Source organism: Exiguobacterium acetylicum (genome assembly GCF_019890935.1).
Taxonomy (GTDB): Bacteria; Bacillota; Bacilli; order Exiguobacteriales; family Exiguobacteriaceae; genus Exiguobacterium_A; species Exiguobacterium_A abrahamii.
Genome location: NZ_CP082333.1, coordinates 119,716 through 145,000 on the forward strand (window position 1 = coordinate 119,716; position 25,285 = coordinate 145,000).

At 47.6% G+C, this 25,285-nt stretch carries 42 protein-coding genes (1 of these 42 cut by a window edge); 41 read left to right on the plus strand and 1 reads right to left on the minus strand.

The genetic code is table 11. The features are described from left to right. The first annotated feature begins 27 nt into the window (after positions 1-27). The 39 genes from rpsG (at position 28) to rpsI (ending at position 23,529) form a co-directional block, all read left to right on the plus strand. Positions 28-498, plus strand: coding sequence for a 30S ribosomal protein S7 (gene rpsG / locus K7G97_RS00655; protein WP_023466623.1), 471 nt, complete (start codon positions 28-30; stop codon positions 496-498). 124 nt (positions 499-622) lie between these two features. Further along, on the plus strand, positions 623-2,701 hold the full coding sequence (gene fusA, locus K7G97_RS00660; protein ID WP_035413156.1) for an elongation factor G: 2,079 nt from the start codon (positions 623-625) through the stop codon (positions 2,699-2,701). A 117-nt stretch (positions 2,702-2,818) separates the two neighbouring features. Continuing rightward, positions 2,819-4,006 (plus strand): elongation factor Tu, encoded by a 1,188-nt coding sequence (tuf, locus tag K7G97_RS00665; RefSeq protein ID WP_058266098.1) that lies wholly within the window; start codon positions 2,819-2,821, stop codon positions 4,004-4,006. Positions 4,007-4,322: 316 nt separating this feature from the next. Then, positions 4,323-4,631: a 30S ribosomal protein S10 gene (gene rpsJ / locus K7G97_RS00670; RefSeq protein ID WP_029343090.1), complete on the plus strand. Its 309-nt coding sequence runs from the start codon at positions 4,323-4,325 to the stop codon at positions 4,629-4,631. Between the two features lie 68 nt (positions 4,632-4,699). After that, positions 4,700-5,326: a 50S ribosomal protein L3 gene (gene rplC / locus K7G97_RS00675; protein WP_058705174.1), complete on the plus strand. Its 627-nt coding sequence runs from the start codon at positions 4,700-4,702 to the stop codon at positions 5,324-5,326. A gap of 29 nt (positions 5,327-5,355) precedes the next feature. After that, positions 5,356-5,979: a 50S ribosomal protein L4 gene (rplD, locus tag K7G97_RS00680; RefSeq protein WP_023466630.1), complete on the plus strand. Its 624-nt coding sequence runs from the start codon at positions 5,356-5,358 to the stop codon at positions 5,977-5,979. Continuing rightward, positions 5,979-6,263, plus strand: a complete 285-nt coding sequence (gene rplW, locus K7G97_RS00685) for a 50S ribosomal protein L23 (RefSeq protein WP_023466631.1) — start codon at positions 5,979-5,981, stop codon at positions 6,261-6,263. The genes rplD and rplW overlap by 1 nt, the downstream gene beginning before the upstream one ends. Positions 6,264-6,295: 32 nt before the next feature. Next, complete coding sequence (rplB, locus tag K7G97_RS00690) at positions 6,296-7,126, plus strand: 50S ribosomal protein L2 (protein WP_023466632.1); 831 nt, start codon at positions 6,296-6,298, stop codon at positions 7,124-7,126. 63 nt (positions 7,127-7,189) lie between these two features. Beyond that, a complete protein-coding gene (rpsS, locus tag K7G97_RS00695) occupies positions 7,190-7,468 on the plus strand; it encodes a 30S ribosomal protein S19 (RefSeq protein WP_012369013.1) in 279 nt (92 codons plus the stop codon). A gap of 20 nt (positions 7,469-7,488) precedes the next feature. Next, positions 7,489-7,821 (plus strand): 50S ribosomal protein L22, encoded by a 333-nt coding sequence (rplV, locus tag K7G97_RS00700; RefSeq protein ID WP_012369014.1) that lies wholly within the window; start codon positions 7,489-7,491, stop codon positions 7,819-7,821. 12 nt (positions 7,822-7,833) lie between these two features. Then, complete coding sequence (gene rpsC, locus K7G97_RS00705) at positions 7,834-8,490, plus strand: 30S ribosomal protein S3 (RefSeq protein ID WP_023466633.1); 657 nt, start codon at positions 7,834-7,836, stop codon at positions 8,488-8,490. Between the two features lie 33 nt (positions 8,491-8,523). Further along, entirely contained in the window at positions 8,524-8,961 is a 438-nt protein-coding gene (gene rplP / locus K7G97_RS00710; protein WP_012369016.1) for a 50S ribosomal protein L16, read from the plus strand. Next, positions 8,948-9,151 carry a 50S ribosomal protein L29 gene (gene rpmC / locus K7G97_RS00715; protein ID WP_012369017.1) on the plus strand — a complete coding sequence of 68 codons (204 nt, stop codon included), beginning with the start codon at positions 8,948-8,950 and terminating at the stop codon, positions 9,149-9,151. The genes rplP and rpmC overlap by 14 nt, the downstream gene beginning before the upstream one ends. Before the next feature lie 31 nt (positions 9,152-9,182). Continuing rightward, positions 9,183-9,446 carry a 30S ribosomal protein S17 gene (rpsQ, locus tag K7G97_RS00720; RefSeq protein ID WP_023466634.1) on the plus strand — a complete coding sequence of 88 codons (264 nt, stop codon included), beginning with the start codon at positions 9,183-9,185 and terminating at the stop codon, positions 9,444-9,446. Positions 9,447-9,494: 48 nt separating this feature from the next. Continuing rightward, the gene (rplN, locus tag K7G97_RS00725) at positions 9,495-9,863 is read left to right on the plus strand and encodes a 50S ribosomal protein L14 (protein WP_012369019.1); all 369 of its coding nucleotides are present in this window, start codon (positions 9,495-9,497) and stop codon (positions 9,861-9,863) included. Between the two features lie 34 nt (positions 9,864-9,897). After that, a complete protein-coding gene (gene rplX, locus K7G97_RS00730; RefSeq protein WP_012369020.1) occupies positions 9,898-10,209 on the plus strand; it encodes a 50S ribosomal protein L24 in 312 nt (103 codons plus the stop codon). A gap of 31 nt (positions 10,210-10,240) precedes the next feature. Beyond that, positions 10,241-10,780, plus strand: a complete 540-nt coding sequence (rplE, locus tag K7G97_RS00735) for a 50S ribosomal protein L5 (protein WP_023466635.1) — start codon at positions 10,241-10,243, stop codon at positions 10,778-10,780. 14 nt (positions 10,781-10,794) lie between these two features. Beyond that, positions 10,795-11,064: a 30S ribosomal protein S14 gene (gene rpsN, locus K7G97_RS00740; RefSeq protein WP_023466636.1), complete on the plus strand. Its 270-nt coding sequence runs from the start codon at positions 10,795-10,797 to the stop codon at positions 11,062-11,064. A 31-nt stretch (positions 11,065-11,095) separates the two neighbouring features. Then, positions 11,096-11,494 (plus strand): 30S ribosomal protein S8, encoded by a 399-nt coding sequence (gene rpsH, locus K7G97_RS00745; protein WP_012369023.1) that lies wholly within the window; start codon positions 11,096-11,098, stop codon positions 11,492-11,494. A 31-nt stretch (positions 11,495-11,525) separates the two neighbouring features. Beyond that, positions 11,526-12,062, plus strand: coding sequence for a 50S ribosomal protein L6 (gene rplF / locus K7G97_RS00750; protein WP_058705173.1), 537 nt, complete (start codon positions 11,526-11,528; stop codon positions 12,060-12,062). Positions 12,063-12,099: 37 nt separating this feature from the next. Beyond that, on the plus strand, positions 12,100-12,450 hold the full coding sequence (gene rplR / locus K7G97_RS00755) for a 50S ribosomal protein L18 (RefSeq protein ID WP_023466638.1): 351 nt from the start codon (positions 12,100-12,102) through the stop codon (positions 12,448-12,450). 22 nt (positions 12,451-12,472) lie between these two features. Continuing rightward, complete coding sequence (rpsE, locus tag K7G97_RS00760; RefSeq protein ID WP_023466639.1) at positions 12,473-12,973, plus strand: 30S ribosomal protein S5; 501 nt, start codon at positions 12,473-12,475, stop codon at positions 12,971-12,973. An 18-nt stretch (positions 12,974-12,991) separates the two neighbouring features. Then, entirely contained in the window at positions 12,992-13,177 is a 186-nt protein-coding gene (gene rpmD, locus K7G97_RS00765) for a 50S ribosomal protein L30 (RefSeq protein WP_023466640.1), read from the plus strand. Between the two features lie 35 nt (positions 13,178-13,212). Continuing rightward, on the plus strand, positions 13,213-13,653 hold the full coding sequence (gene rplO, locus K7G97_RS00770; protein ID WP_035399353.1) for a 50S ribosomal protein L15: 441 nt from the start codon (positions 13,213-13,215) through the stop codon (positions 13,651-13,653). Beyond that, positions 13,653-14,942 (plus strand): preprotein translocase subunit SecY, encoded by a 1,290-nt coding sequence (gene secY / locus K7G97_RS00775; RefSeq protein WP_023466642.1) that lies wholly within the window; start codon positions 13,653-13,655, stop codon positions 14,940-14,942. Before rplO ends, secY begins: the two co-directional genes overlap by 1 nt. A 71-nt stretch (positions 14,943-15,013) precedes the next feature. Continuing rightward, complete coding sequence (locus K7G97_RS00780; protein WP_023466643.1) at positions 15,014-15,661, plus strand: adenylate kinase; 648 nt, start codon at positions 15,014-15,016, stop codon at positions 15,659-15,661. Beyond that, positions 15,661-16,413, plus strand: a complete 753-nt coding sequence (map, locus tag K7G97_RS00785) for a type I methionyl aminopeptidase (protein WP_023466644.1) — start codon at positions 15,661-15,663, stop codon at positions 16,411-16,413. Before K7G97_RS00780 ends, map begins: the two co-directional genes overlap by 1 nt. Before the next feature lie 149 nt (positions 16,414-16,562). Continuing rightward, positions 16,563-16,781, plus strand: coding sequence for a translation initiation factor IF-1 (gene infA / locus K7G97_RS00790; RefSeq protein ID WP_012369032.1), 219 nt, complete (start codon positions 16,563-16,565; stop codon positions 16,779-16,781). A 33-nt stretch (positions 16,782-16,814) separates the two neighbouring features. Continuing rightward, positions 16,815-16,928 carry a 50S ribosomal protein L36 gene (gene rpmJ / locus K7G97_RS00795; protein WP_003156543.1) on the plus strand — a complete coding sequence of 38 codons (114 nt, stop codon included), beginning with the start codon at positions 16,815-16,817 and terminating at the stop codon, positions 16,926-16,928. Positions 16,929-16,948: 20 nt separating this feature from the next. Then, positions 16,949-17,314 carry a 30S ribosomal protein S13 gene (rpsM, locus tag K7G97_RS00800; protein ID WP_023466646.1) on the plus strand — a complete coding sequence of 122 codons (366 nt, stop codon included), beginning with the start codon at positions 16,949-16,951 and terminating at the stop codon, positions 17,312-17,314. A gap of 16 nt (positions 17,315-17,330) precedes the next feature. Next, the gene (rpsK, locus tag K7G97_RS00805; protein WP_023466647.1) at positions 17,331-17,726 is read left to right on the plus strand and encodes a 30S ribosomal protein S11; all 396 of its coding nucleotides are present in this window, start codon (positions 17,331-17,333) and stop codon (positions 17,724-17,726) included. Positions 17,727-17,863: 137 nt separating this feature from the next. Continuing rightward, entirely contained in the window at positions 17,864-18,808 is a 945-nt protein-coding gene (locus K7G97_RS00810) for a DNA-directed RNA polymerase subunit alpha (protein WP_023466648.1), read from the plus strand. 33 nt (positions 18,809-18,841) lie between these two features. After that, a complete protein-coding gene (gene rplQ / locus K7G97_RS00815; protein ID WP_023466649.1) occupies positions 18,842-19,213 on the plus strand; it encodes a 50S ribosomal protein L17 in 372 nt (123 codons plus the stop codon). Between the two features lie 98 nt (positions 19,214-19,311). After that, positions 19,312-20,142 (plus strand): energy-coupling factor ABC transporter ATP-binding protein, encoded by an 831-nt coding sequence (locus K7G97_RS00820; RefSeq protein ID WP_029343095.1) that lies wholly within the window; start codon positions 19,312-19,314, stop codon positions 20,140-20,142. Then, a complete protein-coding gene (locus tag K7G97_RS00825; protein WP_223041110.1) occupies positions 20,130-20,984 on the plus strand; it encodes an energy-coupling factor transporter ATPase in 855 nt (284 codons plus the stop codon). Before K7G97_RS00820 ends, K7G97_RS00825 begins: the two co-directional genes overlap by 13 nt. Further along, entirely contained in the window at positions 20,981-21,772 is a 792-nt protein-coding gene (locus tag K7G97_RS00830; RefSeq protein WP_223041111.1) for an energy-coupling factor transporter transmembrane component T family protein, read from the plus strand. Before K7G97_RS00825 ends, K7G97_RS00830 begins: the two co-directional genes overlap by 4 nt. Further along, a complete protein-coding gene (gene truA, locus K7G97_RS00835) occupies positions 21,772-22,506 on the plus strand; it encodes a tRNA pseudouridine(38-40) synthase TruA (protein ID WP_035399345.1) in 735 nt (244 codons plus the stop codon). The genes K7G97_RS00830 and truA overlap by 1 nt, the downstream gene beginning before the upstream one ends. 168 nt (positions 22,507-22,674) lie before the next feature. Further along, on the plus strand, positions 22,675-23,112 hold the full coding sequence (gene rplM / locus K7G97_RS00840) for a 50S ribosomal protein L13 (protein WP_023466654.1): 438 nt from the start codon (positions 22,675-22,677) through the stop codon (positions 23,110-23,112). Between the two features lie 24 nt (positions 23,113-23,136). Beyond that, entirely contained in the window at positions 23,137-23,529 is a 393-nt protein-coding gene (gene rpsI / locus K7G97_RS00845) for a 30S ribosomal protein S9 (protein ID WP_023466655.1), read from the plus strand. A 93-nt stretch (positions 23,530-23,622) separates the two neighbouring features. On the opposite strand, the gene K7G97_RS00850 is transcribed toward rpsI, so the two are convergent. Beyond that, the gene (locus K7G97_RS00850; RefSeq protein ID WP_223041112.1) at positions 23,623-23,910 is read right to left on the minus strand and encodes a hypothetical protein; all 288 of its coding nucleotides are present in this window, start codon (positions 23,908-23,910) and stop codon (positions 23,623-23,625) included. Between the two features lie 96 nt (positions 23,911-24,006). Here K7G97_RS00850 and K7G97_RS00855 point away from each other — a divergent pair, with 96 nt between their 5' ends. Both K7G97_RS00855 and K7G97_RS00860 read left to right on the plus strand, forming a co-directional pair. Further along, positions 24,007-24,657: a M15 family metallopeptidase gene (locus tag K7G97_RS00855; protein ID WP_223041113.1), complete on the plus strand. Its 651-nt coding sequence runs from the start codon at positions 24,007-24,009 to the stop codon at positions 24,655-24,657. Between the two features lie 144 nt (positions 24,658-24,801). After that, on the plus strand, positions 24,802-25,285 hold the 5' portion of the coding sequence (locus K7G97_RS00860) for an Mrp/NBP35 family ATP-binding protein (protein WP_035413182.1). Its footprint extends 548 nt past the window's final position; 484 of the gene's 1,032 nt are visible here — the first part of the coding sequence; the start codon lies at positions 24,802-24,804; its stop codon lies off the right edge, out of view.

The window sequence follows — 25,285 nt, forward strand, 5'->3', positions numbered from 1 at the left end:
CTCACTATATGAAAGGAGGGACTCGGAATGCCACGTAAAGGTCAAGCAGAACGTCGTGATGTAATGGCTGATCCGATCTACAACTCTAAACTCGTTACCCGCCTTATCAACCGTCTTATGTTAGATGGTAAAAAAGGTACTGCTCAACAAATCTTATACAAAGCTTTCGAAACTATCGCTGAACGTTCAGGTCGCGATGCAATGGAAGTCTTTGAAGAAGCGATGAACAACATCATGCCAGTTCTTGAAGTTAAAGCACGCCGTGTAGGTGGAGCTAACTATCAAGTTCCTGTCGAAGTTCGCCCAGAGCGTCGTACGACACTTGCACTTCGTTACCTCGTGAACTACTCACGTCTCCGTAACGAAAAAACTATGGATGCGCGCCTTGCTAACGAAATCATGGACGCTGCAAACAACACTGGTGCTTCTGTTAAGAAGCGCGAAGATATGCACAAAATGGCGGAAGCGAACAAAGCGTTTGCTCACTACCGCTGGTAATTCCGAAAATCACCACCTCATGCATGCCATTTTTAATGGAATTATGAGGTGGCTTTCGGGTATAGTCATGACGTGTGGCAACACACGACCACTAAACTAAAATGCGAAAGGAGAATGTTTAAAGATGGCAAGAGAATTCTCCCTTAAGAACACTCGTAACATCGGGATCATGGCTCACATCGATGCTGGTAAAACAACAACGACTGAGCGTATCCTGTATTACACGGGTCGTATCCACAAGATTGGTGAAACGCACGAAGGTGCTTCACAAATGGACTGGATGGAGCAAGAGCAAGAGCGTGGGATCACGATTACATCGGCAGCAACAACTGCTCAATGGAAAGGTAACCGCGTAAACATCATCGATACACCTGGACACGTAGACTTCACAGTTGAGGTTGAACGTTCACTTCGCGTACTTGATGGTGCGGTAGCAGTACTTGACGCTCAGTCTGGTGTTGAGCCACAAACTGAGACAGTATGGCGCCAAGCTACAACTTACGGCGTACCACGTATCGTTTTCGTTAACAAAATGGATAAAATCGGTGCAGACTTCTTGTACTCGGTCGGAACGCTTCGCGAACGCCTTCAAGCGAACGCACACGCGATCCAAATTCCAATCGGTGCGGAAGATGAATTCAAAGGAATCATCGACCTCGTCGAACAGAAAACATACATGTACGGTAACGATCTCGGAACTGACATCGAAGTGACTGACGGTTTCCCAGCTGATCTCGCTGATCAAGCTGAAGAACTCCGTGGATCATTGATCGAAGCAGTTGCGGATTACGAAGAAGAATTGATGATGAAATACCTCGAGGGTGAAGAAATCACAATCGACGAGTTGAAAGCGGCTATCCGTAAAGCAACTCTGACAGTTGACTTCTATCCTGTACTCGTAGGTTCGGCATTCAAGAACAAAGGTGTTCAGCTTATGCTTGACGCAGTTCTCGATTACCTCCCATCACCAATCGACGTAAAAGCGATCTCAGGTATCGACATGGATACGGATGAAGAAATCGTGCGTGAGTCTTCGGACGAAGCACCATTCTCTGCACTCGCGTTCAAAGTCATGACTGACCCTTACGTCGGTAAATTGACATTCTTCCGTGTGTACTCTGGTACAGCTTCGGCAGGATCGTACGTTAAAAACTCAACAAAAGGCAAACGTGAGCGTCTTGGACGTATCCTTCAAATGCACGCAAACAGCCGTGAAGAGATCCCGATGGTATACGCGGGTGACATCGCTGCAGCTGTAGGTTTGAAAGATACAACTACTGGAGATACGCTTTGTGCAGAGAAAGACAACGTCGTTCTCGAATCAATGACATTCCCAGAACCAGTTATCTCGGTCGCTATCGAACCAAAAACGAAAGCTGACCAAGATAAAATGGGTCAAGCCCTCGCTAAGCTTGCTGAAGAGGATCCAACGTTCCGCACTGAAACAAACCCAGAGACTGGTCAAACGATCATCTCAGGTATGGGTGAGCTTCACCTCGACATCATCGTTGACCGTATGCGTCGCGAATTCAAAGTCGAAGCAAACGTTGGTGCTCCACAAGTAGCTTACCGTGAAACGATCCGCCAAGCGGCGAAGATCGATTCGAAGTTCGCTCGTCAATCTGGTGGTCGTGGTCAGTATGGTCACGTCGTCGTAGAATTCGAGCCGAACGAAGAAGGCGCTGGCTTCGAGTTCAACAACAAAATCGTCGGTGGTGTTGTTCCACGTGAATACATCCCAGCGGTTGAGAACGGAATCGAAGAAGCACTTCAAAACGGTATCCTTGCTGGTTACCCGGTCGTTGACGTAAAAGCTTCACTCGTCTTCGGATCGTACCACGATGTCGACTCAAACGAGATGGCATTTAAAGTTGCGGCTTCAATGGCAGTCAAACAACTTAAAGATAAGAGCGGCGCTGTTATCCTTGAGCCAATGATGAAAGTTGAAATCGTCATCCCAGACGAATACATGGGAGACATCATGGGTGATGTTACATCACGCCGTGGTCGCGTAGAAGGTATGGAAGCACGCGGTAACGCTCAAGTTGTCCGTTCAATGATTCCACTTTCTGAAATGTTCGGATACGCTACTGGTCTTCGTTCACGCACACAAGGTCGCGGAACGTACTCGATGCACTTCGATCACTACGAAGAAGTACCGAAATCAGTTGCGGAAGAAATCATCAAAAAAGCGAACGGCTAATCCTTCACAGGTTGTCACGCTTTTATGATTAGTGTAAGCTAAGGAAGGTGTACGTTATCTTACGACTCACCTTCCTAGTTATAAAAAATTATTAGACACATAGAGGAGGAATTCAGAATGGGTAAGGAAAAATTCGACCGTTCTAAACCGCACGTTAACGTTGGTACAATCGGCCACGTCGACCACGGTAAAACAACTTTAACAGCAGCTATCTCAGCTGTACTTGCAAAAGCACAAGGTAAAGCTGCAACTAAGTTTGACCAAATCGATGGTGCTCCAGAAGAGCGCGAGCGCGGTATCACAATCGCAACAGCTCACATCGAGTACGAAACAGAAAAACGCCACTATGCACACGTTGACTGCCCAGGTCACGCTGACTATGTTAAAAACATGATCACTGGTGCTGCACAAATGGACGGCGCGATCCTCGTTGTTTCTGCAACAGATGGTCCAATGCCACAAACACGTGAGCACATCTTGCTTTCACGTCAAGTAGGTGTTCCTTTCATCGTAGTATTCATGAACAAAGTTGACATGGTTGACGACGAAGAGCTTCTTGAGCTCGTCGAAATGGAAATCCGTGAGCTTCTTTCTGAGTACGACTTCCCAGGTGATGACCTCCCAGTTATCCAAGGTTCTGCTCTTGGCGCGCTTAACGGCGAAGCTAAATGGGAAGAAAAAATTCTTGAACTCATGTCAGCTGTCGATGAGTACATCCCAGAACCAACTCGTGACACTGAAAAAGACTTCATGATGCCAGTTGAGGATGTCTTCTCAATCACTGGTCGTGGTACAGTTGCTACTGGCCGCGTTGAGCGTGGAGTTCTTAAAGTCAACGACGAGATCGAAATCGTTGGTCTTCACGAAGAAACTAAAAAATCAGTATGTACTGGTGTAGAGATGTTCCGTAAGCTTCTTGACTATGCTGAAGCTGGCGACAACATCGGTGCTCTTCTCCGTGGTGTATCACGTGACGACATCGAGCGTGGACAAGTTCTCGCGAAACCAAACACAATCACACCACACAAAAAGTTCAAAGCGCAAGTTTACGTTCTTTCTAAAGAAGAGGGTGGCCGTCACACGCCATTCTTCGCGAACTACCGCCCGCAGTTCTACTTCCGTACAACTGACGTAACTGGTATGGTTCAACTTCCAGAAGGTACTGAAATGGTTATGCCTGGGGACAACATCGAAATGACTGTTGAACTCATCGCACCAATCGCTCTTGAAAAAGAAACTCGTTTCTCAATCCGTGAAGGTGGCCGTACAGTAGGCGCTGGATCAGTTACAGAAATCGTTGAGTAATTTTTAAGACAAAGGTCTTCCGTCTCCCGTGGCGGAAGACCTTTTTTCATTTCTTTGAAAACAGTCTTGCAACATGGTCTGACATCTTATATACTGAGGAAAGTGTTTGTGCGAGTGGTGAGAGACTTGAATACATATTCTATTTTATTAGTGCTTGCATTCTTGCTGGTGATTCAGTATGATAGAATATGTTGGTCACAAACACAACGCGATGAAGCGGGAGGTTATGACACACCAGGCGGCATTGCCATGGCTAGTGTGGAAATTTCCGCGGAGAATGTCTATTTACGAAATAGGCGAAAAGGAGGGAAATAACATGGCAAATGAAAAAATTCGGATCCGTTTGAAAGCATACGATCACCGCGTGCTTGATCAATCGGCTGAGAAGATTGTCGACACAGCAAAACGTTCAGGTGCTACTGTATCTGGTCCGATCCCACTCCCAACGGAGAAAGCGGTCTACACAGTACTTCGTGCCGTTCACAAGTACAAAGATGCTCGTGAGCAGTTCGAAATGCGTACACACAAACGTTTGATCGACATCGTTAACCCAACACCGAAAACTGTTGATGCGCTTATGCGTCTCGAACTTCCATCGGGCGTTGACATCGAAATCAAACTTTAATTTTTCTTCTATAGATAGTTGATACTAGCCAGAAGATCAAAATCATTCAATATTAGGAGGTGTATCTCATGGCTAAAGGAATCTTAGGAACTAAACTCGGTATGACACAAATCTTCAACGAGTCAGGCGAAGTCGTCCCTGTTACTGTCGTTTCAGTCGAAGGTAACGTTGTTCTTCAATTGAAAACAACGGAAGTTGACGGTTACGAAGCAGTCCAACTCGGCTTTGGTGATATCAAAGAAGGTCGTCAAAACAAACCGCAAAAAGGTCACGCTGCGAAAGCAAACGCGACACCTAAGCGCTTCATTAAAGAAATCCGTACATCAGTAGCAGATTTCGAAATCGGTCAAGAGATTAAAGCAGATACTTTCGCTGCAGGCGAAATGGTTGATGTAACAGGTACGTCGAAAGGTAAAGGTTTCGCTGGTGCAATCAAGCGTCACAACCAATCACGTGGTCCAATGGCTCACGGTTCGCGTTACCACCGTCGCCCAGGTTCAATGGGTCCTGTTGCTCCTAACCGTGTATTCAAAGGGAAATTGCTCCCTGGACGCATGGGTGGAGAGCAAATCACTGTTCAAAACCTTGAAATCGTAAAAGTTGATGCAGAACGCGGCTTACTCCTCGTCAAGGGTGCTATCCCAGGCGCACGTAAGAGCCAAGTTGTCATCAAATCTGCGGTTAAAGGCAACTAATCCGTTTGCAAGGAAAGGAGGAATAACGAATGCCTAAAGTAGCTTTGCTTAACCAAACAGGTACACAAGTTGGAGACATCGAGCTCGCAGATGCCGTTTTCGGAATCGAGCCAAATGAAGCAGTCGTATACGATGCAATCGTCATGCAACAAGCTTCACGTCGCCAAGGTACACATGATACAAAAGGTCGCTCGGAAGTTCGCGGTGGCGGCCGTAAACCATGGAAACAAAAAGGTACTGGTCGTGCACGCCAAGGTTCGATCCGTTCGCCACAATGGGTTGGCGGTGGAACAGTCTTCGGTCCAACACCACGTTCGTACGCTTACAAACTTCCTAAAAAGGTTCGTCGTCTCGCACTTCGTTCAGCACTTTCTTCGAAAGTCGCTAACAACGAGTTCATCGTTCTTGAAGGATTGACAATCGATGCTCCTAAAACTAAGGACATGATCGCAGTATTCGCTGCTCTTTCAATCGAACGTAAAGTTCTCGTCGTTACTGCTGATTACAACGAGTCAGTCGTTCTTTCAACACGCAACATCCCAGGTGTCACAGTCGTTGACGCTGCAGGTGTAAACGTCCTTGATCTTGTCGCTCATGACAAAGTCATCATTACGAAGGACGCTGTTGCGAGAGTAGAGGAGGTGCTTGCATAATGGCACACACACACGACATTATCAAACGTCCTGTCATTACTGAACGTTCAGTAAACCAAATGGCTGAGAAAAAGTACACATTCGAAGTAGACGTGAAGGCATCTAAGACTCAAATCAAAGATGCAGTTGAAGCGATCTTCGGAGTGAAAGTTGACAAAGTCAACACATTGATCTCAAAACCAAAAGCAAAACGCGTAGGTCGTCACGCTGGTTACACAGCACGCCGCAAAAAAGCGGTCGTCACGCTTACTGCAGATAGCAAAGAACTCGATTACCTCGGTTAATCGGAACTCTGTAGAAAAGGAGGGAACTCTCGATGGGAATTAAAAAGTTTAAACCGACCACTAACGGTCGTCGTAATATGACTGCACTTGACTTTGCTGAGATTACGGCTTCACGTCCTGAAAAATCGTTAACTGAAAAGCTTTCGAAAAAGGGCGGACGTAACAACCAAGGTCGCTTGACAGTACGTCACCAAGGTGGCGGACACAAACGTAAATATCGTATCATCGACTTCAAACGGAACAAGGATGGCATCGCTGGTCGTGTCGCTACAATTGAGTACGATCCAAACCGCTCTGCTAACATCGCATTGATCCACTACATCGATGGTGAAAAACGCTACATCCTCGCACCGAAAGGCTTGAAAGTAGACATGCAAGTCATGGCTGGACCAGAAGCTGACATTAAAGTCGGTAATGCTCTTCCACTTTCAAACATCCCAGTCGGTACGTTGATCCACAACATCGAACTTAAGCCAGGTAAAGGTGGTCAGCTCGTTCGCGCAGCTGGTACTTCTGCTCAGCTTCTCGGTAAAGATGGTAAATACGCGATCGTTCGTCTTCAATCAGGCGAAACTCGTATGATCCTTGCTACTTGCCGTGCAACAGTCGGCGCTGTCGGTAATGAAGAGCACGAGCTCGTCAATATCGGTAAAGCTGGTCGTTCACGCTGGCTCGGAAAACGTCCTACAGTTCGTGGTTCTGTCATGAACCCAGTCGATCACCCACACGGTGGTGGTGAAGGGCGTGCTCCAATCGGTCGTTCGGGCCCACTTACTCCTTGGGGTAAACCGGCACTCGGATACAAAACTCGTAAGAAAAACAAAGCGAGCGATAAATATATCGTCCGTCGTTCTAAAAAATAATTACATGATTTCTGGACGGTTCGTAGGAACCGTTCCTGAATCATGCCAAAGGGAGGTACAACTATGGGTCGCAGCTTGAAAAAAGGTCCATTCGCAGATCACCATCTGCTCGCTAAGGTTGATAAAGCCAACGAAGCTGGTGACAAACATGTCATCAAAACTTGGTCACGCCGCTCGACAATCTTCCCAGAGTTCATCGGTCACACGATCGCTGTCTACGATGGTCGTAAACACGTACCGGTTTACGTGACAGAAGATATGGTCGGTCACAAACTTGGTGAATTCGCTCCAACACGTTCTTACAAAGGACATGCTGGAAACGATAAGAAAACGAAACGTTAATCTGAGGGGAGGTACTCATTATGCAATCAAAAGCATCGGCTAATATGGTTCGCATTGCTCCTCGTAAGGCACGTCTCGTAGTAGACTTAATCCGCGGGAAGCAAATCGGCGAAGCACTTTCGATTCTTGCTTACACGAACAAGGCAGCAACGCCAATCGTTGAGAAAGTATTGAAATCGGCAATCGCGAACGCTGAGCACAACTTCGACATGAACATCGAAAACCTCGTAGTCACTGAGGCTTACGTAAACGAAGGTCCAACGCTCAAACGTTTCCGCCCACGTGCAATGGGTCGCGCAAGCCGCATCAACAAACGTACGAGCCACGTTCACATCGTGGTATCTGAAAAATAAGGAGGGATTACCGTGGGTCAGAAGATTAACCCAACTGGTCTTCGCGTAGGTATCATCAAAGACTGGGAATCACGTTGGTTCGCAGATAAAGACTATGCTGATCTCCTTCATGAAGACTACGTAGTTCGTGAATATATCGAAAAACGTCTTAAAGACGCTAGTGTCTCTAAAGTAGAAATCGAGCGCGCAGCTAACCGCTTGAACATCTCACTTCACACTGCTAAGCCTGGTATGGTTATCGGTAAAGGCGGTTCTGAAATCGAAACACTTCGTAAAGACATCACTAACCTTGCAAAAGGCAAACGCGTTCACGTTAACGTCGTTGAAGTGAAAAACCCGGATGCAGTTGCTAAGCTCGTCGCTGAGAACATCGCTCGCCAACTTGAAGGTCGCGTATCGTTCCGTCGTGCTATGAAGCAATCAATCCAACGCTCAATGCGTTCTGGTATCAAAGGAATCAAGACTGAAGTTTCTGGTCGTCTTGGTGGCGCTGATATCGCTCGTTCTGAGAAGTATTCGGAAGGAACAGTTCCACTTCATACACTCCGTGCAGACATCGATTACGGTACTGCAGAAGCTGATACAACTTACGGCAAAATTGGCGTAAAAGTATGGCTCCACCACGGTGAAGTGCTTCCTACGAAAAAAGCAGCAGCAAACGAAGAATAATCCACATCCGTCTAGGGAAGGAGGCAACACAACATGTTGTTACCAAAACGTGTAAAATATCGTCGTGTTCACCGCGGCAACATGCGTGGTAAAGCGAAACGTGGTACTACAGTACACTTCGGCGAGTTCGGTATCCAAGCTCAAGAAGCTAGCTGGATCACTAGCCGTCAAATCGAATCAGCGCGTATCGCGATGACTCGTTATATGAAACGTGGTGGTAAAGTGTGGATCAAGATCTTCCCACACAAGCCATACACTAAAAAACCTCTTGAAGTCCGAATGGGTTCAGGTAAAGGTGCTCCGGAGGGCTGGGTAGCAGTCGTCAAACCGGGTAAAGTAATGTTCGAAATCGCAGGAGTATCGGAAGAGATCGCACGCGAAGCTCTCCGTCTTGCATCACACAAACTTCCAGTAAAATGTAAGTTCGTAAAACGTGAAGAAAATGGTGGTGATACGAATGAAAGCAACTGATCTCCGTCAGCAAACAACTGAAGAGCTTAACGGTAAAGTCGGTTCGTGGAAAGAAGAGTTGTTCAACCTTCGTTTCCAACTCGCGACTGGTCAGCTTGAGAACCCTGCTCGTATCCGTGAAGTGCGCAAGTCGATTGCACGCGCGAAAACCGTTCTTCGTGAACGCGAACTCGGCATCAACAACGCATAATTCACTCGGATTCTGAGAGGAGGAACACTCAATGGAACGCACTAACAACCGCAAAGTGTTAACTGGACGCGTCGTTTCTGACAAAATGGACAAAACGATCGTAGTTACAGTTGAAACAAAAGTAAAGCACAAGCTTTACGGCAAACGCGTAAACTACTCTAAAAAGTACAAAGCGCATGATGAAAACAACACAGCTAAAATCGGTGATGTTGTACGCATTCAAGAAACACGTCCATTATCTAAGGACAAACGTTTCCGTCTCGTAGAAGTCATTGAAGAAGCAGTAATCATCTAAACTCTAATTAGTTCGGGTGAATAAACATCCGGAGGGAGGTACAATCGTATGATTCAACAAGAATCTCGCTTAAAAGTAGCAGACAACTCAGGAGCTCGTGAAGTCTTGACGATCAAAGTCCTCGGTGGTTCTGGTCGTAAAACTGCTAACATCGGTGACGTTATTGTTTGTACAGTAAAACAAGCAACACCAGGTGGCGTTGTCAAAAAAGGTGAAGTTGTACGCGCAGTAGTCGTTCGTACTAAACGTGGCGTTCGTCGTAAAGACGGTTCGTACATCCGTTTTGACGAAAACGCAGCAGTCATCATCAAAGATGACAAAAGCCCACGTGGCACACGTATCTTCGGACCAGTCGCACGCGAACTTCGTGAAAAAGACTTCATGAAGATCGTCTCGTTGGCACCGGAAGTACTTTAATTCCAAAGAATTCCTACAAGGAGGTGCTCTAACGATGCATGTCAAAAAAGGTGATAAAGTTCAGGTTATGACTGGTAAAGACAAAGGCAAACAAGGCGTTGTCCTTACAGCTATGCCTAAAAAAGATCGCGTAATCGTCGAAGGCGTTAACATGATCAAAAAACACTCAAAACCTTCTCAACTCAACCCGCAAGGCGGAATTGTCGAGAAAGAAGCACCGATTCACGTATCGAACGTTATGCTCATCGACCCTAAGACAGGTAACCCAACACGCGTTGGTTTCACTGTGGTTGACGGCAAGAAAGTACGTATCGCTAAAAAATCGGGCGAAGCTTTAGATAAATAAGAAGATTTAAAGAAAGGAGGTCCACTTTCTGATGAACCGTTTAAAAGCTAAATACCAAGACGAAATCGTCAAAGTAATGATGGAGAAATTCAATTACAGTTCTGTAATGCAAGCGCCGAAAGTCGATAAAATCGTAATCAACATGGGTGTTGGTGACGCTGTTACGAACTCTAAGGCACTTGACATGGCAGTTGAAGAGCTTCAGCTCCTCACTGGTCAGAAACCACTCATCACGAAAGCTAAGAAATCAATCGCTGGTTTCAAACTTCGTGAAGGTATGCCAATCGGTGCGAAGGTTACACTTCGTGGCGAGCGCATGTACGAATTCCTCGACAAGTTGATCAACGTGTCACTTCCACGTGTACGTGACTTCCGTGGCGTATCGAAAAAATCTTTCGATGGCCGTGGTAACTACACGCTAGGCGTGAAGGAACAATTGATCTTCCCAGAGATCGACTACGATCGCGTATCGAAAGTCCGTGGTATGGACATCGTTATCGTAACTACTGCTAACACGGATGAAGAGTCACGTGAGCTTCTCACTGCACTCGGCATGCCATTCCAAAAATAAGGGAGGTCGACAACATGGCTAAGAAATCAATGATCGCACGTGAAGTAAAACGTCAAGCACTCGTTGAGCGCTACGCTGAAAAACGCGCAGAATTGAAAGCACAAGGCGACTACATCGGCTTGAGCAAACTCCCACGTAACTCTTCAGCGGTTCGTTTACACAACCGTTGTAGTATCACTGGCCGTCCACACGGTTACATTGGTAAATTCGGTATCAGCCGTATTAAGTTCCGTGATCTTGCTCATAAAGGTCAAATCCCTGGTGTTAAAAAAGCAAGCTGGTAATTCATTAAAGTTGTGAAAGGAGGTACATCGCATGGTTATGACAGATCCGATTGCAGATATGCTTACACGCATTCGTAATGCAAACATGGTTCGCCATGAGAAGTTGGAAATGCCAGCTTCTACAATCAAACGTGAAGTCGCTGAAATCCTCAAACGTGAAGGTTTCATCCGCGATGTTGAATATCTCGAGGACAGCAAACAAGGTACGCTCCGCGTATTCCTTAAATACGGCGCAAGCAACGAGCGCGTCATCACTGGACTCAAACGTATCTCGAAACCAGGTCTTCGCGTTTACGCGAAAGCTGATGAAATCCCGAAAGTACTCGGTGGTCTCGGAATCGCTATCGTTTCAACATCTAAAGGTGTAATGACTGACAAAGAAGCTCGCCAACAAAAAGTCGGCGGCGAAGTGATCGCATACATCTGGTAATACACGCATAAAAAGAACGGAGGTGTCTTAAATGTCACGTATTGGTAAAAAGCCAGTCGTCATCCCAGCAGGCGTTACAGTAACAGTTGAAAACAACACGGTTACGGTAAAAGGTCCTAAAGGGGAACTCTCACGCGAGTTCAGCCCAGCTATGGCGATTAACGTAGAAGGTAATGAATTGACTGTCACTCGTCCGAACGACGAGAAAGCAAACCGTACGATCCACGGAACGACTCGTGCGCTTATCGCGAACATGGTCGAAGGTGTAAGCAACGGTTTCGCTAAGACACTCGATATCCAAGGTGTTGGTTACCGTGCACAAAAGCAAGGTAACAAAATCGTACTCAACCTCGGTTACTCACACCCAATCGAGTACACTCCGGAACAAGGCATCGAAGTCGAAGTTCCTACGAATACGCAACTCATCGTTCGCGGAATCAGCAAAGAACGTGTTGGTCACGTCGCTGCATTGATCCGTTCGTACCGTCAACCTGAGCCGTACAAAGGTAAAGGTATTCGTTACAGTGATGAAGTCGTTCGTCGTAAAGAAGGTAAAACAGGTAAGTAATTCGCGAATGCGAATTGACCGGAAAGGAGTGGCATAAATGATCTCAAAGGCAGATAAAAACGCTACGCGTAAAAAACGTCATGGTCGTGTCCGTCGTACAATCATCGGGACTGCAACACGTCCACGTATGAACGTATTCCGTTCGAACAAGAACATTTACGTACAAGTCATTGACGATGCAACACATGCAACACTCGCATCTGCATCATCACTCGACCTTGAAAAAGGCAACACGACTGACGCTGCGGCAGCAGTTGGTAAGCTCGCAGCTGAGCGCGCTCTTGAAAAAGGTATCGAAACAGTCGTTTTCGACCGTGGAGGATATCTCTATCATGGACGTATCAAAGCTGTAGCTGAAGCAGCTCGTGAAGCTGGTCTCAAATTCTAATAGAAAAGGAGGGAACCTCTACATGCGCCAGTTAGAAATTAACATGGATCAACTCGAAGAACGCGTTGTTACCGTAAACCGCGTCGCGAAAGTAGTAAAAGGTGGCCGTCGCTTCCGTTTTGCTGCCCTCGTCGTCGTTGGTGACAAGAATGGTCACGTAGGTTTCGGTACGGGTAAAGCTCAGGAAGTGCCTGAAGCGATCCGTAAAGCAATCGAAGATGCTAAGAAAAACATGGTTAACGTTCCAATCGTTAACACAACAATTCCACACGAAGTCAATGGTGTATTCGGTGCAGGTCACGTCTTCTTGAAGCCTGCTTCTGAAGGTACTGGAGTCATCGCTGGTGGTCCAGTTCGTGCGGTTCTCGAATTAGCGGGAATCAACGACATTCTTTCAAAATCACTTGGATCAAGCACTCCAATCAACATGGTTCGTGCGACTGTCGAAGGTCTCACATCACTCAAACGTGCTGAAGAAGTTGCGAAACTCCGCGGTAAAACCGTCGAAGAACTTCGCGGTTAAGAAAGGGAGGGAAAACAGATGGCGAAACTCGCAGTTACCCTCACACGCAGCATGATCGGTCGTCCGGAGAACCAACGCGTTACTACTCGTACGCTTGGTCTCCGTAAGATGCACCAGACTGTTGTCGTACCTGACAACGCTGCTATGCGTGGGATGATTAACCACGTGTCACACTTAGTGACAGTAAAAGAAATTCAAGAGTAATAGTTCGATATAATTTTATGAGGAGGTGCCCCACTATGAAACTCCATGAATTGAAACCAGCTGCTGGTTCACGTTCAGAACGCAACCGTGTAGGTCGCGGTATGTCTTCTGGTAACGGTAAGACTTCTGGCCGTGGTCACAAAGGTCAAAAAGCTCGTTCAGGCGGTGGTGTTCGTCCAGGTTTCGAAGGTGGACAAAACCCACTTTACCGTCGTTTACCAAAACGCGGCTTCAACAACCCAACTCGTAAAGAGTTCGCGGTCATTAACCTTGACACACTCAACCGTTTTGAAGAAGGAACTGAAGTCACTCCAGAACTTCTTGTCGAGACTCGTGCAGTCAAAGGCATGAAAGACGGCGTGAAAATTCTTTCTAACGGTAAGATCGAAAAGAAACTAACAGTCAAAGCTCATAAGTTCTCCGACGCTGCGAAGCAAGCAATCGAAGCTGCCGGCGGTACGGTTGAGGTGATCTAATGTTTCAAGCGATCTCCAATATGTGGCGCGTAGCTGACATTCGTCGGCGCATTCTCTTTACCTTGGCATTGGTTATCGTGTTCCGGATTGGTGCACATATCCCGGTGCCGATGGTAAACACGGAAGTGTTCAAGATTGACCAGAATGGTATTCTTGGTTTCTTGAACTCGTTCGGCGGGAATGCTTTGCAGAATTTCTCACTCTTTGCGATGGGAATCATGCCGTATATCACGGCCTCGATCGTTGTCCAACTCTTACAGATGGACGTTGTTCCAAAGTTTGCCGAATGGGCAAAACAAGGAGAGGCGGGCCGTAAGAAGTTAGCAACGGTAACGCGCTATGGAACGATCGTACTCGGCTTAGTCCAAGCGTTTGGAATCGCGCTTGGATTTAACCGTATCTACCCAGGTCTTGTCGACGAACAGTTCGGCACCTGGACATACGTTATGATTGCACTCGTATTGACAGCGGGAACAGCATTCTTGATGTTCATCGGTGAACTCATCACGGAGAAGGGCATTGGTAACGGGATATCAATGATCATCTTCGCTGGGATCGTCGCGGGCTTCCCGAATGCATTCCGCCAGATTTACGAAACGAAGCTCCAAAATGCAGGGGATGCTTTGTTTGTAAACGTGCTTTATATCGTACTCTTGCTTTTAATCATCATCGCGGTCATCGTCGGAGTCATCTATGTTCAGCAAGCTGCACGTAAGATTCCGATTCAGTACGCTAAGCGTACGGTGAACCGGACACCAGTTGGCGGTCAATCGGCACACTTGCCGATCAAATTGAACGCTGCCGGTGTTATTCCAGTCATCTTCGCGGTGTCGTTCATGGTGACGCCACCAACGATTGCGAGTTTCTTTGCAAGTCCGGAGACGGCAACGAAGATCCGTGACATCTTCGACTATACGAGTCCAATCGGTATGTCGATCTATGTGGCACTGATCATCGCGTTCTCGTACTTCTACACATTCGTTCAGGTTAACCCGGAACAAATGGCAGAGAACCTTCAAAAACAAGGCGGATACATTCCTGGTATTCGTCCTGGTAAGCAAACGGAGCAGTACATCACGAAGATTCTATACCGTCTGACATTCTTCGGTTCACTCTTCCTCGCTGTCATCGCGGTGACGCCGACATTCTTTATTAAGTTTGCTGGCTTACCGAACTCGGTGCAGATTGGTGGAACGAGCTTGTTGATCGTCATCGGTGTAGGACTAGAGACGATGAAACAGATTGAAAGTCAATTGGTTAAACGACACTACAAAGGCTTTATCCGATAAGGCGGGAGGAAGGGGACCATCCCTTTCCTTTCTGTTGTGTCTATAGAGCTATAGAAGTGGAGGCTACCGACATGAATCTAGTATTGATGGGTTTGCCGGGTGCTGGTAAAGGAACGCAGGCTGCGAAAATCATCGAAGACTATGCGATCCCCCACATCTCGACAGGCGACATGTTCCGCGCGGCGATCAAAGATTCAACGCCACTCGGACAAGAAGCGAAATCATACATGGATAAAGGGGAACTCGTTCCGGACGAAGTCACAATCGGCATCGTACGTGAGCGTCTCGCCAAAGAAGACTGTGCAAATGGTTTTCTCCTTGACGGTTTCCCACGCACAGTGAAACAAGCAGATGCTCTTGAAGCATTACTTGAAGATCTGGGCAAACAAATTGATCACGTCATCCACATCGGTGTAGACCCGGAGAAACTTGTCCCTCGTTTGACAGGTCGCCGGATTTGCCCAACTTGCGGAGCAACGTATCATGTTCTCTACAACCCACCAAAAGTGGAGGGGATCTGTGATATCGACGGATCAGCACTTGTACAACGTGAAGATGACCAAGAGGAGACAGTACGTCGTCGCTTGGAAGTCAACGTCGCTCAAGCGCAACCTTTGATTGACTTTTACGCAGAAAAAGGGTATCTTCGTAATTTGGACGGTGATCGTCCAATCAACGATGTATATTCCGATGTTCAGGCACTCCTTGGTGATCAGTAATGATCATCACGAAAGCGCCGCGTGAAATCGACATCATGCGTAAAGCAGGACAAATCGTCGCCCGGACGCATAAGGAGCTTCAAGCTCACATTCGCCCAGGTATCACGACGGGGCAACTCGACGCGATCGCTGAACGCTATATTCGAAGTCAAGGGGCAACACCATCGTTTAAAGGGTATAATGGTTTCACGGGTAGCATCTGTGCTTCCGTGAACGAAGAGCTTGTCCATGGTATTCCGGGAGATCGTGTACTTCAGGACGGTGACATCATCTCGATTGACATCGGAGCAGAGTACAATGGGTATCACGGAGATTCAGCCTGGACATATCCGGTAGGTACAATCTCTGAAGAGACGAAGCGGTTACTTGACGTAACTGAAGAATCTCTGTATAAAGGATTGGAGCGCGCCAAAGCTGGCGTGCACCTGACAGATATTTCGCATGCGATTCAGTCACATGTTGAAGCTGCGAATTTTTCTGTAGTCCGCGAATATGTGGGCCACGGCGTGGGACAAAATTTGCATGAAGATCCGCAAATTCCACATTATGGACCACCGGGGAAAGGGCCGCGCCTGAAAACCGGCATGACACTGGCAATTGAGCCAATGGTCAACGTCGGGAAACGCTATGTTCGCACACTATCCGACAATTGGACGGTAGTGACAGTGGACGGTAGCATGTGCGCCCACTTTGAGCACACCATCGCCATCACAGACGACGGCTACGAGATCTTAACGGTCGATGCAGAGTGAGCTGTGCGCGTTATTGGTGTCACCTTTCTATAAGCCAGTATCCACTCGTGTTTGTGACCGATGATCTCTCAATGGCTCTTGTAGAAAGCCCCTAGCGCTACAAATCGTCTGGGCTCCCAATCAACTTTATAGAGAAAGGGGTATAATTGATGGCGAAACAAGATGTAATCGAAGTGGAAGGTACGGTTATCGAGCCGCTTCCAAACGCGATGTTTAAGGTGGAGTTAGAAAACGGCCACACGGTCCTCGCGCACGTCTCAGGAAAAATTCGGATGCACTTCATTCGGATCTTGCCAGGAGATAAAGTAACGGTTGAGTTGTCACCATACGACTTGACTCGCGGACGGATCACATACCGTTTCAAATAAAAACTCCGATTTTTTCAGGAGGAGGTATTCACAATGAAAGTAAGACCTTCGGTTAAACCGATCTGTGAAAAATGTAAAGTTATCCGCCGTAAAGGCAAAGTAATGGTTATTTGCGAAAACCCTAAGCATAAACAAAAACAAGGGTAATTAAACAAGGAGGTGCACACATGGCACGTATTGCTGGTGTAGATATTCCACGTGAGAAACGCATCGTCATCTCACTCACTTACATCTATGGTGTTGGTAAAACGACTGCTCAAAAAGTCTTGAAAGAAACTGGTATCTCTGAAGATACTCGTACTCGCGACTTGACTGAGGAACAATTGAACCAACTTCGTGATGGTTTAGACAAAATCAAAGTTGAGGGTGACCTTCGTCGTGAAATCTCACTCAACATCAAACGTTTGATCGAAATCGGTTGCTACCGTGGTGTTCGTCACCGTCGTGGTCTTCCAGTTCGTGGTCAAAACACTAAAAACAACTCGCGCACTCGTAAAGGCCCACGCCGTACAGTAGCGAACAAGAAGAAGTAAGGGAGGGTAAACTAAGATGGCAAAACGCAAACAGAACGTTCGTAGTAAACGTAAAGTCAAAAAGAATATTGAATCTGGTATCGTGCATATCCGTTCAACATTCAACAACACGATCGTTACGATCACTGATATGCAAGGGAATGCAATCTCTTGGGCAACTGCAGGTAACATGGGCTTCAAAGGCTCACGTAAATCGACTCCTTTCGCTGCACAAATGGCATCTGAAACAGCTGCTAAAACAGCAATGGATAACGGTATGCGTACTGTAGAAGTTAACGTTAAAGGTCCTGGTGCAGGTCGTGAAGCAGCTATCCGTGCTCTTCAAGCAATCGGTCTCGAAGTCACTGCAATCCGTGACGTTACTCCAGTACCACACAACGGTTGCCGCCCTCCAAAACGTCGTCGCGTGTAACCCGTCTTGTACTGCAGAGCGGGGATTCGAGTAGACTTTTGTTGATCGTTTGACCAAGCAAGGCAGTAGAAACGTACACAAGGCGGTTGGCGATTGAACGCGATGGCCAACATGACGATATTCAAGGAGGGGTTCAGATGATCGAAATCGAAAAACCGAAGATTGAAACGATCGAGTTAAGCGAGAATGCTACGTTTGGTAAATTCGTAGTTGAGCCGCTTGAGCGTGGATTCGGTACAACGCTTGGTAACTCATTGCGTCGTATCCTATTGTCTTCACTTCCGGGTGCTGCAGTCACTGCAGTCCAAATCGATGGCGTTCTTCATGAGTTCTCGACGATTGATGGCGTTGTAGAAGACGTTACCCAAATCATCTTGAACCTTAAGAAACTCGCCCTCAAAGTGTACTCGGAAGAAGAGAAAACGCTTGAGATCGATATTCAAGGCGCTGGTGTTGTCACTGCTGCGAACATTACGCATGACAGCGACGTCGAAATCCTCAACCCAGAACTTCACATCGCAACGCTTGCAGAAGGTGCATCACTTCATATGCGTCTGACAGCACGCCGTGGTCGTGGGTATGTTCAGGCTGAAGATAACAAACGGGACGATATGCCAATCGGTGTAATCCCAATCGACTCGATTTACACGCCAATTCAACGTGTAAATTATCAAGTTGAAAAAACACGTGTCGGTCAAGATGCGAGCTTCGATAAGTTGACGCTAGATGTTTGGACGGACGGTTCAATCCGCCCTGAAGAAGCAGTGTCACTCGGTGCGAAAATCATGACAGAACACTTAAACATCTTTGTTGGTCTTACGGACGAAGCGCTCCATGCTGAAATCATGGTCGAAAAGGAAGAAGATCAAAAAGAAAAAGTACTCGAAATGACGATCGAAGAACTCGATCTCTCAGTTCGTTCGTACAACTGTTTGAAACGCGCTGGTATCAACACGGTTCAAGAACTCGCGAACAAGAGCGAAGACGAGATGATGAAAGTCCGTAACCTCGGACGTAAATCACTCGAGGAAGTTCAAGCGAAACTCGACGAACTCGGACTAGGCTTGCGCAAAGAAGACTAATACTATTAATTGCACGAAGGAGGGAATCCATCCATGGCATACTCGAAATTAGGCCGTACAAGCTCACAACGTAAGGCACTTTTGCGTGACCTTGCGACTGATCTCATCATCAATGAGCGTATCCAAACTACAGAACAAAAAGCGAAGGAACTTCGTCCAGTCGTAGAGAAACTCATCACTTTAGGTAAACGCGGTGATCTCCACGCTCGTCGTCAAGTTGCATCGTTCGTTCGCCGTGAAGCTGCTGGTCAAAACGCAGAGGGCAAAGCACAAGACGCGATCCAAAAATTATTCGCTGATGTGGCTCCACGTTTTGCTGAGCGTCAAGGTGGTTACACACGCATCATGAAAATGGGACCACGTCGTGGTGACGGCGCAGAAATGGTCATCATCGAACTCGTTTAATCCTCATTAAATGATTCGCCATAAAAGGGCAGTGCGTATCCCGCTTCTGCCCTTTTGCTACAAAATGAAAGTATTGATTTGATGAAGGAGGAGAGATCATGGACAAGCTGATTGAACTGGAACAGGTCACCTATCGGTATCCGGAACAGGAGCAAGCAGCCCTACACGAGGTCTCTCTGACGATTCGTTCAGGTGAATGGGTCGCCATCGTTGGTCACAACGGCTCTGGAAAATCAACGCTGACGAAATTGTTTAATGGATTGTTGTTACCGGAGACAGGGACCGTTACGGTTGCTGAGCGCTTTTCAAGTGCGAATCCGGAACAACTGTGGGAGATGCGTCGAGCGATCGGCATCGTCTTCCAAAATCCAGATAATCAATTCGTTGGCACGACCGTGCGCGACGACGTGGCATTTGCTCTAGAAAACTGGGGTGTGCCACGCGAGGAAATGGTTCGTCGTATCGACGACAGTCTAGCGCGCGTTGGCCTTACGGATTTTGTTGATCGGGAACCCCATCAACTATCCGGCGGACAGAAGCAGCGTGTCGCAATCGCTTCGGCGCTTGCGATGCGCCCTGATGTTCTCGTGCTCGATGAAGCCACATCGATGCTTGATCCATTAGCACGACAAGAGGTCATGTCGACCGTTCAAGAACTCCATGCGACCCACCCAATGGCGGTCATCGCGATTACACACGAATTAGACGAAGTATTACGGGCTAGTCGTGTCATCGTCATGGATGCCGGGAAAATCGTATTAGAAGGATCCCCTCAGGAAGTCTTTCGTCATGCATCGTTCTTAGAAGACATCGGACTCGATGTTCCATTCGTTGTTCGGGTACAAGAACGTTTACGGGCGCAAGGTCTCTCACTCGAGGAGACGATACTAGATGAAAGAGAATTGGTGAACCGTTTATGCCAATCTTAATCCAGGAATTAAATTATACGTATCAACTCAATAGTCCGTTCGAACGAGTCGCGCTACGTGATGTGAATCTTGAGATTCCGTCAGGGGCGCTTGTTGCGTTTGTAGGGCACACCGGATCCGGGAAATCGACGCTCGTGCAGCACATCAATGGGTTGCTCAAGCCGACAGCGGGGAAGGTACAAGTCGATGACATCATCGTCGAACCGAAGAAAAAACAGGACCTCAAGCCATTAAGACGTCGCGTCGGGCTTGTTTTTCAATATCCGGAATATCAATTGTTCGAAGAGACGGTCTTAAAGGATGTCATGTTCGGTCCGATGAACTTCGGTCATGATGCCGCGACGGCTGAGCAATTAGCGAAAGAGGCATTACGGACTGTCGGACTCGATGAAGTCTTTTGGAGTCGTTCGCCGTTTGACCTGTCTGGTGGGCAAATGAGGCGTGTTGCAATTGCCGGCGTACTCGCTAGTCAACCAGACGTGTTGATCGTCGATGAGCCGACGGCAGGACTCGATCCGCAAGGGCGCAAGCATATGCTGAGTCTGTTTGCCCGGCTCCATGCAGAGACCGGTATGACATTGCTCCTGATCACGCACGACATGGATCAGGTGCTTGAGTATGCAGAGCGTGTCATCGTCATGGAAAACGCCCAGGTGGCGTTTGACGGACTACCGCTTGATCTGTTTAAAGAAGAGACATTGCTCGAGCAATTCCACCTCGATCTTCCGCACGTCTTATCGCTTGCTTGGCAAGTCGCTGATCGGCGTGGACTGCAACGACCGGAGATCCGGACGGAGACCGAATTGATCGAGTGGTTGATGACGAAAGGGGTGAGCGAATGATCGTCGGACAACATATTCCCGGTCAGTCGTACTTGCACCGGTCGTCGGCACTCGCGAAGATCATCTTTGCCTTTTGTTTCATTCCGCTCGTCTTTCTTGCAAACAATGCAGCAACGAACATCTTTTTACTCATCTTTACGTTCTTAGCACTCATGAGTAGTCAGTTACCACTTCGTTATGTTCTAAAGGGACTGCGACCGATTCTTTTCCTGATTGTCTTTACGTTCGTCATCCAGCTGTTCTTCACACGCGAAGGGGCTGTCCTCTTTGAGTTCGGCTGGCTCCGGATCTATGAAGAAGGACTGCGACTCGCGATCATCGTCTCATTACGCTTCTTCTATCTCGTTTCGATCACGACACTCGTCACGCTGACGACCTCACCGATCGAACTGACGGATGCGATTGAGTTGTTGTTAAAGCCGTTCAAGGTCGTTCGTGTCCCGACGCATGAGATTGCGCTCATGTTATCGATTTCGCTTCGGTTCTTACCAACCTTAGCGGAGGAGACGGAGAAAATCATGAAGGCACAGCAAGCACGTGGTGTTGATTTATCGGCAGGACCAATCAAGGAACGTTTACGGGCGATCATTCCGTTATTGATTCCGTTGTTCATCTCCGCCTTTAAGCGGGCAGAGGATCTTGCGACAGCAATGGAAGCGCGGGGATACCGTGGAGGAGAGGGACGGACACGTCTACGGGAATCCAAGTGGACGATGCGGGATACAGGTCTGATGATCCTACTCGTCCTCCTAACGATCAGTTTAGTAGGATTGCGAGGGATCGGTTAATGCGTCGTTTAAAATGTACGATTCAGTATGACGGAACCGGCTACGCCGGGTATCAGGTGCAACCAAACGGATTGACGATTCAAGAAGTGATTGAAACGACACTTGCGCGGATGCACAAACATCCCGTCAAGATCATCGGGTCGGGACGGACGGATGCGAGGGTGCATGCCTACGGGCAAGTCATTCATTTTGATACGGAACTAGCGATTCCACCGGAGAACGTCGTCAAGGCACTGAATACGCTCTTACCAGCGGATATTCGTGTCCGGAGCTGCGAGGAGGTCGAACCGACCTTTGAAGCGCGTTACGATGTCGTAGGGAAGGAATACCGCTATTTCGTCCGCCGCGAAGAAAATGCGTTTCGTCGGAATCTATCGGTTCATATTCCGTATCCGCTCGATCTCGAGCGCATCCGTCAAGGGATGGCACATCTCGTCGGCACGCACGATTTCAGTTCGTTCTGTGTCGCGAAGACGGAAACGGATAACCGGGTCCGGACGATTTACGAGGCAGAGTTGATGACAGTCGGTGACGAACTCGTCTTTCGGTTCCAGGGCAGTGGGTTTCTCTATAATCAAATCCGGATCATGGTCGGGACGTTACTTGACGTCGGACGCGGTCGTTTTGCACCAGAGGACATTAAAAAAATGTTGCTGGCAAAGGACCGGAACGTCGCAGGCGTGACGGCGCCTCCCCATGGACTCTATCTATGGGAAGTTTTCTATCCGGAGTGAAAAAAGGCAATTGACATTGGCTATTAAAAAACATACAATGTTTATTGGCATTTCATTTATTATGAAACCACAATCTTAGCCCCGTACACCTAAGATTATGATAGATTCACCTAGTGAATAAATGAAAAATCAAAAACAGAACTTTTAATTCCTTAGGAGGTATTTTACATGCGCACAACTTTCATGGCGAAAGCTACTGATGTAGAACGCAAATGGCTCCTTATCGACGCTGAAGGTAAAACACTCGGTCGCCTTGCGAGCGAAGTTTCATCACTTCTCCGTGGTAAGCACAAGCCTACGTTCACACCACACGTTGACTGTGGGGATAACGTTATCCTCATCAACGTTGAGAAAATCGTTTTAACTGGTAACAAACTCGACAAAAAAGTCTACTACCGTCACTCTGGTCATCCAGGCGGCTTAAAGCAGACTGTTGCACGCGATATGCTTGCTAACAAACCTGAGCGCATGCTTGAACTCGCGATCAAAGGGATGCTTCCAAAAGGTAGCCTCGGTCGTCAAATGTTCAACAAACTCCACGTCTACGCTGGAGCTGCACACAAGCACGAAGCACAACAACCAGAAGTTTACGAACTTCGCGGTTAATACGAATTTAGGAGGAACTACACGATGGCAGATGTACGTTACTACGGCACTGGTCGCCGGAAACACGCGGCAGCGCGCGTTTTCCTCGTTGCTGGAGACGGTAAAGTCACAGTTAACGGTCGCGATATCAGCGAATACTTCGGTTATGAGACATTGATCATGACTGCAAAAGAACCACTCGTAATCACAGAAACAGAAGGCAAGTACGATGTAATCGTAACGGTCAAAGGCGGCGGCTTCACTGGTCAAGCAGGCGCTATCCGTCACGGTATCTCACGTGCTCTTCTTCAAGCGGATCCAGAATTCCGCGGCGCACTCAAAGCGAAAGGCTTCTTGACTCGTGATGCTCGTATGAAAGAGCGTAAAAAATACGGTCTTAAAGCAGCTCGTCGTGCACCACAATTCTCGAAACGTTAATTCTTTTCGAATCCCTCTCACCCTTGTGGTGGGAGGTTTTTTTGTGCACTAAAAAACCGCTCTCCTGACGAGGTGTCAGAACAGCGATTCAAGTCAAGTCGACGGAGTGGAGCGTAATCGGTGCAATACCGTCAGAAGAAGATAGAGGATGACGATCGTCAGCGGGATGCTCCAAACAAAGAGAGATTGTATGAATTGGGTAGGTGTATGTGCCATCATTTGACCGACATGTCCCGTAAAAGAGGTTTCTTCACTTAAGACGGTTGCATTGTCCGGTAACTCCGTCTTGGTAGCGACAGTCGGTTGCAGCGTCAGATACAGGACGAAGCTAAGATGTAAAAGACAGGTGACGCTAAGTGTCCAAATGATGCGTTTTTTCATAGGATGCTCCTTTTGATATGAGTTAAAATCATTCTGCATTCCATAAGTATAGCGGATTTTGTTTTCGGGAACAGGAGACAAAGGGAGTGAGCATAGATGGCATTATCGATCAGCTGGTTACTCGAGCGAGCGAATCGGAAGTTGAATGCTTCGGGACTGTCGCGAGAAGTCGCCAAACGGACGCAAGAGGTCATTCGGGAGATGCATGCGCAAGGGATTTATGTCGGTGTCGCACAAGGGTACCGATCGATTGCAGAACAGAATCGGTTGTACGCACAGGGACGGACACTACCGGGCCCAATTGTAACGAATGCACGTGGGGGACAATCCAATCATAACCGCGGAATTGCCGTCGACCTCTTTCAATATTCCAAAGACGGTACACAAGCGCTGTTTCGAAACGACCAAAGCTTTCAAAAGATTGTTGCTGCGATGAAACGACGTGGCTTTTCTTGGGGTGGGGACTGGACGAGCTTTAAGGATTATCCACACTTTGAATTACTAGGAGTGTCTGAAGAAACGACGAATCGCTCTCGTGCGATCGTTCCGTATCCAGGTCGTCCGTTATATCAAGGTGCAGCCAATATGAATCCGCGGGATATCGAACGGATCCAACGTGCAGTCAAAGCAACCGTGACTCGGCGCTTTGATGCAGAGACGGCTCAGAAGGTGCGTGCCTATCAAACACGTCAAGGACTTGACGTTGATGGTGTCGTGGGTCCTCGTACATGGAACCGAATGTTCTAAAACGAGCGAATGATCGAGTAAAATGATGAAAACCGACACTGGACATGGAAAAGTCATCCTTTCCGGTGTCGAAATGTGCAAGCGCTCTCTTATTTTTGTTATACTAATAAGGATTAAATCGAACGTTTTCAGGGGGAAGGCACTATGTTGAATGAACAAGAAATTCGCGAGGTAGTCGGAACGCTCGTCGATCCGACGATTGACCGCCCGCTTGCAGATACGAACGGCATTCGTGACGTCCGGATTAAAGGTGATTATGTCAGTCTGAAAATCGCTTTAGCTCAATCTGGTTCTGGGGAGCAACTCGTGCTCCAACAGCAAATCGTCAAGGAACTGAAAGAAAAAGGATTCAAGACAGTGGGACTTCGTTTTGAAGCACTTGGTGATCACGGGATTCAAGCAGCTACGACACCATCAATTCTCAAACCAGAATCTGGTACGACGTTCATCGCGATCGCTTCTGGTAAAGGGGGCGTCGGGAAATCAACGGTTTCCGTTAACTTAGCAGTCGCCCTCGCACGAGCAGGGAAGAAAGTCGGGTTGATTGATGCCGATATCTACGGCTTTAGTGTTCCAGACATGATGGGAATCGAAACACGTCCGACTGTCGTGAACGACCGAATCGTTC